Consider the following 2,629-nt stretch of genomic DNA (forward strand, 5'->3'; position numbering starts at 1 on the left):
CTGTGAATGTATCTCCACCGCATCGCGCCCCAGCTTATTCGCCAAATAGCCCGCAATGCCAAAAAACAACGGATCGCCCGACGCCAGTACGACGACATCCGACTCCTGACGCAAATCGGCCAACTCCTCAGCCGTCCGAGACAAGCCTCCCTTGAGCACGATTCGCCTTCCTGCAAACTCCGGGAAAAAAGCAAGCTGCCGCTCGCCCCCGACCAGCACGTCCGCTTCGCCGATCCTCCGTACGATAGCAGGCGGCAGGCCCGCTCCCCCGTCGTCGCCGATTCCGATAATGTTCACCTTTCTAGCCACTGACCTCCGCCCTTCCCAGCGTTTCGCCTTTCATCGTAACAAGCACCGTTTCGATCACGGGGCCGCCGCCGATATGCTCCAGACTGCGACGGCACACATGCTCGCTCAGCCTGTCAAAGAAGCCGGACAGCCCCGCCTCCGTCACCAGCTCCGAGACGTGTGCCGCCGTATTGGCCGCCAGGATCGCCTCCCGCAGCCGCTCCGACCCGCCCGCTTCCGCGGCTATCGCCGAGAGAAAGCCGAAATCGACCTGCGAGCTTTTGGAATGAACCATCATCTCACCGGCCGCCACCTTGGAGAACTTGCCCATCATGCCGACAAGGCTGACCTTGTCCATGCCGCTGCGCTTGGCATGCTGCAGCGCGAAACCGACAAAGTCGCCCATCTGCACGAACGCTTCCTCGCCGAGCTCGGGATTCAGCTTCATCGCCGCCTTTTCGCTGCTGCCGCCCGTCGTCAGCACCAAATGCCCGCAGCCGGCAGCCTTCGCCACCCGAATCGCCTGAATGACGCTTGCCTTGTATGCCGCCGTCGAGAATGGAACGACCGTGCCCCGCGTGCCGAGAATCGAGATGCCGCCGAGAATGCCCAGCCTGGCATTCAGCGTTTTCTTCGCGATTTCCTCCCCGTCCGGGACGGAGATGACCACCCGCACGCCGCGGCTCACGCCATGCTCTTCGAGCACGGACGCCACCGCATCCCGGATCATCCGGCGGGGAACCGGATTGATTGCCGCTTCCCCGACCGGGATCGCAAGCCCCGGCTTCGTGACGCGCCCGACCCCGATGCCGCCGTCGAGCTCGATGCCTTCGCCGTCCGCCCATGTCGCGGTGGCTACGATTTTCGCCTTGTGCGTCGCATCCGGGTCGTCGCCCGCGTCCTTAATCGTGGCGCATTGCGCCATATCTGCGGTCCATTCGCATTCGACCAGCACGAACGTATGGTAAAAACCCGCCGGCAGCCAAATCTCCGCCTGCTCCACCATCGTCTGGGCCACAAGCATCGTTACCGCTCCCTTGGCCGTCGCCGTCGCGCAGGCGCCGGTCGTAAAGCCGTGGCGCATCTCCTTCGGATCCTTCTCCGGCGCCGTGAATTCGCTCATCGAATCACCCCGGTTTACGCTTCTGCGGCGGCCATGATCGAGAGCGCGTTAATCGCGGCTACCACAATCGTGCTCCCGCCCTTGCGTCCGATATTCGTGATGAATGGAATGTCCAGCTTGCGCAGCTCGTCCTTCGACTCCGCCGCGGACACGAACCCGACCGGCATCCCGATAATCAGCCCCGGCCGCGCCTCGCCTTCCTTCACCAGCCGAATCAGCTCCAGCAGGGCGGTCGGCGCGTTGCCGATCGCATAGATCGCGCCGTCCGCCTCCTTGACGGCCTTGCGCATCGAGACGATCGCCCGAGTCGTGTTCAGTCTTTTCGCCTCGGCCATCACATCGGGATCGGATATGTACACGTCAACATCCCCGCCGAATTTATGAATGCGCGGCTTGCTTACGCCTACCTGCACCATCTGCACGTCGGCGACGATTCGCTTGCCGCCTCGGATCGCCGCAATTCCCGCTTCGATCGCCCTTGGGTGAAACACCAGACTGCGCCCCAGCTCAAAATCCGCCGACGCATGGATGACGCGCTGTACGACCGGGTACTGCTCCTGCGTGAACGAATGCGCGCCCAGCTCCTCGGTGATCATCTCGAAACTCTTCACTTCGATCTCCTCCGGCTGAACGGTGAGCTGCTTGAATTCGGTTTTGAAATCCACTATGAAACGCCTCCTCGTCTTCCCTGATCGATTCCTCTCATGCTAATCGGCTCTATCGTGCCGACTCCTCCAGCTGCCCCAGCACGCCCTCATAATCGGTGAACACCGTGCCAAACTCCAGCTCGGGCCGAGAGATGAGTATGACCTCTATACCCATCTGCAGGGCGGTCTCTACCTTCTCGTCCACGGCGCCGATCCTGCCGCTCTCCTTCGTCACCATGACGGTCGTGCCGTATTGGCGATAGAGTGCCTCGTTCAGCTCGCGGGTGAAAGGACCTTGCATGGCGATAATGTTTTTCTGCTCGACCCCGAGCTCCTCGCACTTCTCCATATTGTCGCGGCGCGGCAGCATCCGGGCCACTAGCCGGATATCCGGGTCGCCAATCAGATGCCCGGCGAAAATAGGCAGCGTCTTGCTGCCCGTCGTCAGCATGACCGAGCCTTTGCGGCGCTTGGCCTCCAGCGCCGCCTCCTCGTACGAGGCGACGACAGTCAGCCGCGGATGGTCGCCGTAAACCAGAGACGCGCGCTCGAACCGGATGTACGGAATACC

General features: G+C 62.2%; 4 protein-coding genes. All 4 read right to left on the minus strand.

Annotated elements, in window-relative coordinates; genetic code table 11:
- On the minus strand, positions 1-309 hold a 309-nt coding region (locus BG52_RS07785; RefSeq protein WP_263280390.1), incomplete at its 3' end, for an SAM-dependent methyltransferase.
- Entirely contained in the window at positions 302-1,411 is a 1,110-nt protein-coding gene (locus BG52_RS07790; protein ID WP_036581582.1) for a cobalt-precorrin-5B (C(1))-methyltransferase, read from the minus strand. The genes BG52_RS07790 and BG52_RS07785, both read right to left, overlap by 8 nt.
- Positions 1,412-1,425: 14 nt before the next feature.
- Positions 1,426-2,076 (minus strand): precorrin-8X methylmutase, encoded by a 651-nt coding sequence (locus BG52_RS07795; RefSeq protein ID WP_036667069.1) that lies wholly within the window; start codon positions 2,074-2,076, stop codon positions 1,426-1,428.
- Between the two features lie 52 nt (positions 2,077-2,128).
- A partial coding sequence (locus tag BG52_RS07800) for a precorrin-6A/cobalt-precorrin-6A reductase (RefSeq protein WP_036581577.1) occupies positions 2,129-2,629 on the minus strand: 501 nt, incomplete at its 5' end.

The sequence above is a fragment of the Paenibacillus darwinianus genome (genome assembly GCF_000598065.1).
In the GTDB taxonomy this organism is placed as follows: Bacteria; Bacillota; Bacilli; order Paenibacillales; family Paenibacillaceae; genus Paenibacillus_I; species Paenibacillus_I darwinianus.

Coding starts and splice junctions, on each gene's coding strand:
- BG52_RS07790 (WP_036581582.1), bottom strand. CDS start 1,411: ATGAGCGAATTCACGGCGCCGGAGAAGGATCCGAAGGAGATGCGCCAC.